The 6,685-nt window shown below is 56.6% G+C and carries 2 protein-coding genes; both read left to right on the forward strand.

Annotated features, from left to right (window positions below; all coding sequences use genetic code 11):
• A partial coding sequence (locus G3I74_RS01355) for a vWA domain-containing protein (RefSeq protein WP_203594449.1) occupies positions 1-1,671 on the forward strand: 1,671 nt, incomplete at its 5' end.
• A gap of 382 nt (positions 1,672-2,053) precedes the next feature.
• A partial coding sequence (locus G3I74_RS01360; RefSeq protein WP_164209437.1) for a VWA domain-containing protein occupies positions 2,054-6,685 on the forward strand: 4,632 nt, incomplete at its 3' end.

The following is a 6,685-nucleotide window of genomic DNA, read 5'->3' on the forward strand; positions in this document are numbered from 1 at the left end:
TTGAGCACAGTCAGTACCGGCAGCAGTTCCCGTTTGGCGGTCAGTATTGTCATCGACCGCAGCACCAGCCTGTCAAACGCTGACTTGATGAATATGCAATCGGCAGCCAACGATTTCATCGGTTTGCTGGCCAACGACGATGAAGTGGCGATATGGCAGTTCAACGGCAACATCGATCGGCTGCAAGACTTCACCACGGATAAAGCCCTGGCAAGCGGTGCGGTCAATTCGATCACGCTCCAGGGGTCAACCGCGATCTACGATGCGGTTGCCGATGCGGCAGCCTACAGCCAAACCGCTACTGGACGTAAAGCGATCGTGCTGTTCACCGACGGTCGTGATAACAGAAGTTCACGCAGCAAAGCACAGGCCATTGATGCGGCCATCGCCGCTGGCACACCGGTCTTTACCATCGGCTTTGGCAATGCTGACCCGAATGTTCTGGATTCCATTGCCACCCAAAGTGGCGGTCTTGCCTTTCAGGATGCCACGTCAGCCAACCTGGGCGCGTTGCTGGCCAATATTGGTGACCTGCTCAACAACCAGTATGTCCTGAGCTGGCAGCCACCAGTTGGCGATGGCCGGTCGCACACGATTGGTATCACCGTAGCGGATCAGGGGCTGAGTGATGACGAGAGCCGGGACTATACGCAGGCTAACTCACCCTGTGGCGGGACCTGTTCGGCGGAGCGCAGCCTGCCGAGCGGCTATGGGCTGAACGTCAATAACCCGATTTCGATCGAGCTGGATAGCACGGGCCAGACAGAGACCTTCAGTATTGTTGAACAACTGCCCGCCGGCTGGACGGCGACTGACATCACACAGGGCGGGGTGTTTGATGGACAGAGCGGAACGATTCAATGGGATAACCTGGCACCCGATCAGGTGACCTCACTGGCCTACAACGCTCAGACCGCTGTTGATAATGGGACGGTGCAGTTTATCGGCACGACAAGCTTTGGTATTCGTCAGGAAGCGGTTTGTGGTCCGGAGACCCTTGAAGTTGGCAATTTCTTCCCGGCGGACATCAATGGTGACTTTAGGGTAGACATCAATGAACTGACCGCGTATGGCGCGGCCTGGAAGAACGATCGAGGCTGGCCTGTCGAGCCCAGTCCGATCCCCCTGGACTACGCGGTTCTCGCGGGAACACTGTGGTTGAACGGCGAGGCCTATTTCTTTGATCCCAACCTTGATCCACCGTTTGCTAGCGGGACGGCGACGACGTCTCAGAGCCGAGTTGCCAGCAATCTGGCCCGCAGTGTCCTGACGGCCAGGCAGGTTGCCGCAACGGCTGAACGTCAACTACCAGCCGGCTTCTTGCCCGGACAGCCGATCACGGTGAGCATTGACGTGAGCCTGCAGAACGGCGTGGTCTATGCGCTGACCGAGACCCCGCCTGAAGGCTGGACGGTTGAGAACATCACCGAAGGTGGCGTGTATGTCGAACAGACCGGCCAGATCAACTGGGGCTTGTTCTTCGATGGGCAAGACCGCACGCTTGAGTACGACTTGATTCCCCCGGCTGACGTGCAAGCAGAGAGTTTCTTTGGAAGACTCAATGTTGACGGAGAGAGCTTCGAGGTAACGGGAGATACCCAACTCAACAGACAGTCAGGCCGAATTTTCAAAGACAGCTTCGAGGCCAAGGCAAGTGGCGGCGTCAACTGAGTGCACCACGGGACAAGCTTGAGGGATGGCCTAACGCTGGGACTATCTGAGGGCCTATCGGCTGCAACCGACCTTCATAGAGAGCGATTATGTAAGAGATACTACAGCTTGGTAAGCTGCAGTGGCTCTGATAATGGCCAGTGTTGGCGTTTTTATAAGCCGAATGGATGGGTGAATACTTGGCGTGAAAGTTGTCACACCATAAGACAATGTGGCTTTCATCAAAGAGCCGATCGCTAGTGCATAACTTTACTTACAAAGGCTCTTCCTTATGAAACCTATAAGCATAAGAAACTCCTGGACCATTTGTTGGCTGATCATTACCTGTTTGTCAACGCATTCAATCGCTCAAGACTTGGAGAGAGAGAGTATTAGGGATTCATTGCCCGCCGAACAGGGCTTTGATGTTTCGCTTGCCGAGCTTATTGACGAGAAAGGCTACGTCCATTTGCCTCATGGATTCTCTGGCTCTATCGACCCGGCCGGATTTCGGATGATCAGTAAACAGGGCAACATGCCTAGATTTGCTCGCACAGGAAACTCGCCTAACCACAGATGGTCAGAAAGCAGGTTTGGTCTTCCGGGCTGCGACGGACAGATTCAAGCTGCACTCGCAATCAACGGAGAAATTTTTTTAGGTGGGAGATTTCAGATATGTGGGCTGGCAGCGGTGTCGAATGTGGCTCGCTATACTCCTGGAGTAAGAGAGTTTTCTGCCCTCGGCGATGGCGTGAATGGCAGCGTCCTAGCGTTAGTTGCGATTGGCACTGATCTTTATGTCGGAGGCGCTTTCAGCTCGGCTGGCGGTGCACCGGCAAACGGCATTGCCAAATTCGATACAAGCCAGACCGACAACAGTGGCTGGTCCATTCTTGGTGACGGGGTAGGGGGGCAAAACGGTAGCGTAGGCGCCCTGGCCGCGATCGGCACCGATCTCTTTATCGGAGGTTCCTTCAACTCGGCTGGCGCTGCATCGGCAAATAGCATTGCCAAGTTCGATACAACACAGACCGGCAACAGCGGCTGGTCCGCGCTCGGCGACGGGCTTACCGGCATGTTTTTTAGTTTTGCGCAGGTGAGTGCCCTCACTGCGATAGGCGCCGATCTGTTTGTTGGGGGTGATTTCGTATCAGTTGGCGGTGCACCGGCAAGTCGAATTGCGAAGTTCGATACAACACAGACCGGCAACAGCGGCTGGTCCGCGCTCGGCGACGGCGTAAACGGTGCCGTTCGGGCTCTATCCGCAATCGGCGCTGACTTGTACGTTGGTGGACAATTCACTCAGGCTGGTGGCTCGCCCGCAAACAATGTTGCCAAGTTCGATACCACGCAAAACGGCGCCAGCGGCTGGTCTCCACTCGGCGGCGGCGTAAACAGCACAGTATCTGACCTCGCTGCGATTGACACGAATCTTTACGTTGGTGGCTCCTTTTCACAAGCAGGTGCCGAGGGGGCGAGTGCGATCGCGAGGTTCGACACTACCCAGACCGGCAACAGCGGCTGGTCTGCACTCAGCGAAGGCGTCAGTGGTGGGCCGGTTGCAAGCACACGCGCTATGACTGCAGTCGGCAACGAGCTTTATGTTGGCGGAATATTCACCGAGGCCGGCGGTTCGCCCGCAAATAACGTTGCCAAGTTCGATACCATGCAGACCGGCAACAGCGGCTGGTCCGCGCTGGGCGACGGCGTAAACAGCACAGTATCTGCCCTGGCTGCGATTGGCACGGACCTTTACGTTGGTGGCTCTTTTTCACAAGCAGGTACTGAGGAGGCGAGTGCGATCGCGAAAATCGACACTACCCAGACCGGCAACAGCGGCTGGTCCACCCTCGGCGACGGGGTCAATGGACCCCTTCTGGCTCTATCCGCAATCGGCACTGACTTGTACGTCGGTGGAGAATTCTCCCAGGCCGGCGGTTTGCCCGCCAGTAATGTTGCCAAGTTCGATACCACGCAGACCGGCAACAGCGGCTGGTCCGCGCTCGGCGATGGCGTAAACGGAACCGTTTGGGCTCTATCCGCAATCGGCACTGACCTGTATGTCGGTGGAGAATTCACCCAGGCCGGCGGTTCGCCTGCAAATAACGTTGCCAAGTTGGATGCCACCCAGATCGGCAACATCTCTTGGTCTGCACTTGGCGACGGCGTAAATGGTGGGTCCTTTGCAAGCGCGCGGGCCCTGACCGCAATCGGCAACGAACTTTATGTCGGTGGAAGATTCACCCAGGCCGGCGGTTCGCCCGCAAATAACGTTGCCAAATTCGATACCACTCAGACCGGCAACAGCGGCTGGTCCGCGCTCGGCGACGGGGTAAACAGCACAGTATCTGTCTTGGCTGCGATCGACACGAATCTTTACGTTGGTGGCTTTTTTTCACAAGCGGCTGCTGAGGGGGCGAGCGCGATCGCGAAGTTTGACACGACCCAAACCGACAACGGCGGCTGGTCCCCGCTCGGCGATGGGCTGAGCGGTGGCGGCGCAGCCTTGCGCGGAGTCTTTACCTTGCTGGCAACCGGCACTGATCTTTATGTTGGCGGTCAGTTCGGCCAGGCCGGCGGCTCGCCCACAAACAACGTTGCCAAGTTCGATACCACGCAGACCGGCAACAGCGGCTGGTCCGCGCTCGGCGAGGGGGTCAATGGACCCGTTCGGGCTCTCGCCGCGGTTGGCGCCGACCTTTATGTCGGCGGTCAGTTCTCTCAAGCCGGCAGCAACCCTAACGGCAACTTTGCTCAATACGAAACAGCGTCAGACAGAGATGCACTCACTGCACTTTATAACTCGACCAATGGTGTTAACTGGGCAAACAATACGGGCTGGCTGGGACCAGAGGGGACGGAGTGCTCTTGGTTTGGAGTGAGATGTTCAAATGGTTCCGTGACAGAAATTGTCTTGGAGGAGAATGGGTTGTCTGGTTTGATTCCTCCTGAAATCGGTCAGCTGCGAAATTTGAGGTTCCTTTGGTTGGCGAAGAATCAACTGACTGGGCCAATTCCCTCTGAGCTCAGTCAAGTCATCGCATTAGAAACACTTAACCTGAATTTCAACGGTTTGACCGGGTTAATTCCCACAGAGTTTTCCCAGCTCAGTAGTTTGACAAATCTGAGTCTTGGATGGAATCAACTGACCGGTCCCATTCCAGCTGAATTGGCTCAGTTGAGTTTGCTTCAGTCGCTTGGGCTGGGTGGAAATGATTTGACGGGATCCATACCCCCTGAACTAGGGCAACTCAGCAATTTGACGACTGGCCTATTCCTCTGGGGCAATCAATTAACGGGATCTATTCCGCCGGAGTTGGGGCAGTTGCCAGGTCCAATTTTTATCAATCTTCAAGCTAATCTATTAACTGGTTCGATTCCGCCTGAGTTAGGCGGCCTCGGTGACATTGAAGGCCTCTATCTTGATCGTAACCAGCTAGCCGGCCCGATTCCACCTGAACTAGGCCAGCTGACCAATGCGACTCAGATCAATCTTGAGCGCAATAATTTATCGGGCCCAGTTCCGATGGAGCTAGGCAACCTGGATACAAACCTTGAGTTTCTGGGCCTGGCCCAGAACCCGAGCCTGACCGGCACGGTCCCCCAGCCACTGCTGGACCGTCAGGCCCAGGGTTTGCTTACGATCACGTTTGATGGAACGGGTGTCATTGGCTGCGAAGCTCAGCGGGTATTGCCTGATGGCTATGTGCCTGGGACCCCGCTGACCGTTACGATCCAGACCCAGCCGGCGACCGGCACCGGTTCGTATGCGATCGAAGATGTGCCTCCATCGACCTGGACGGTAAACAATGTACAGGGCGGCACCTTTGACAGCGCCAACGGGACGGTCAAGTTTGGCCCGTATTTTGACGCTCAGGCCCGCACGCTGACCTACGATCTCACGCCGCCGGTCAATGCCACCGGCAACTTCACTTTTAGTGGCACCTTCTCCAAGGACGGCACATCGGCAGGGCTGTGTGGGCAAGACTTGATTGGGCCCAGTCAGGCGGACCTGAACGTGACCAAAGTCGCCTCAGTCAGCACGGCCTCACCTGGTGAGCAGTTCAGCTATACCTTGACCGTGAACAACACGGGACCCAACCCTGCTCAAGGTGTCCTGCTCACCGATACGCTACCCAGCGATCTGAACTTCGTGAGCGCCAGCGCAGACTGCACGGGCACCGGTACGATTGAATGCAGTGCCGGTGATCTCGCACCGGGTGCAGTCGCAAGCTTCACCGTGCAAGTTGAAGTCTCTGATACCGCACCAGCCGGGCCGGTGGACAACACGGTGGCGGTAGGTTCAGCAACGCTGGACCCGAACACCGGCAACGATGTGGCCACAGCGACGGTGGAGCTAGAGACACTATCGGCGCTGAACCTGGTCATCAACCAGATTGATGCCAGCAGCTGTCCGGATATGAGCGCGCTGGTCACGGTGACCGATCAGTTTGGTCAGTCGCTTGGTGGCCTGACGGGCAGCAACTTCACTCTGGCCGAAGATGGCCAGAGTTTGCCCTTCAGTTTGAGCACAGTCAGTACCGGCAGCAGTTCCCGTTTGGCGGTCAGTATTGTCATCGACCGCAGCACCAGCCTGTCAAACGCTGACTTGATGAATATGCAATCGGCAGCCAACGATTTCATCGGTTTGCTGGCCAACGACGATGAAGTGGCGATATGGCAGTTCAACGGCAACATCGATCGGCTGCAAGACTTCACCACGGATAAAGCCCTGGCAAGCGGTGCGGTCAATTCGATCACGCTCCAGGGGTCAACCGCGATCTACGATGCGGTTGCCGATGCGGCAGCCTACAGCCAAACCGCTACTGGACGTAAAGCGATCGTGCTGTTCACCGACGGTCGTGATAACAGAAGTTCACGCAGCAAAGCACAGGCCATTGATGCGGCCATCGCCGCTGGCACACCGGTCTTTACCATCGGCTTTGGCAATGCTGACCCGAATGTTCTGGATTCCATTGCCACCCAAAGTGGCGGTCTTGCCTTTCAGGATGCCACGTCAGCCAACCTGGGCGCG

The organism is Wenzhouxiangella limi, from assembly GCF_010499265.1.
GTDB lineage: Bacteria > Pseudomonadota > Gammaproteobacteria > Xanthomonadales > Wenzhouxiangellaceae > Wenzhouxiangella > Wenzhouxiangella limi.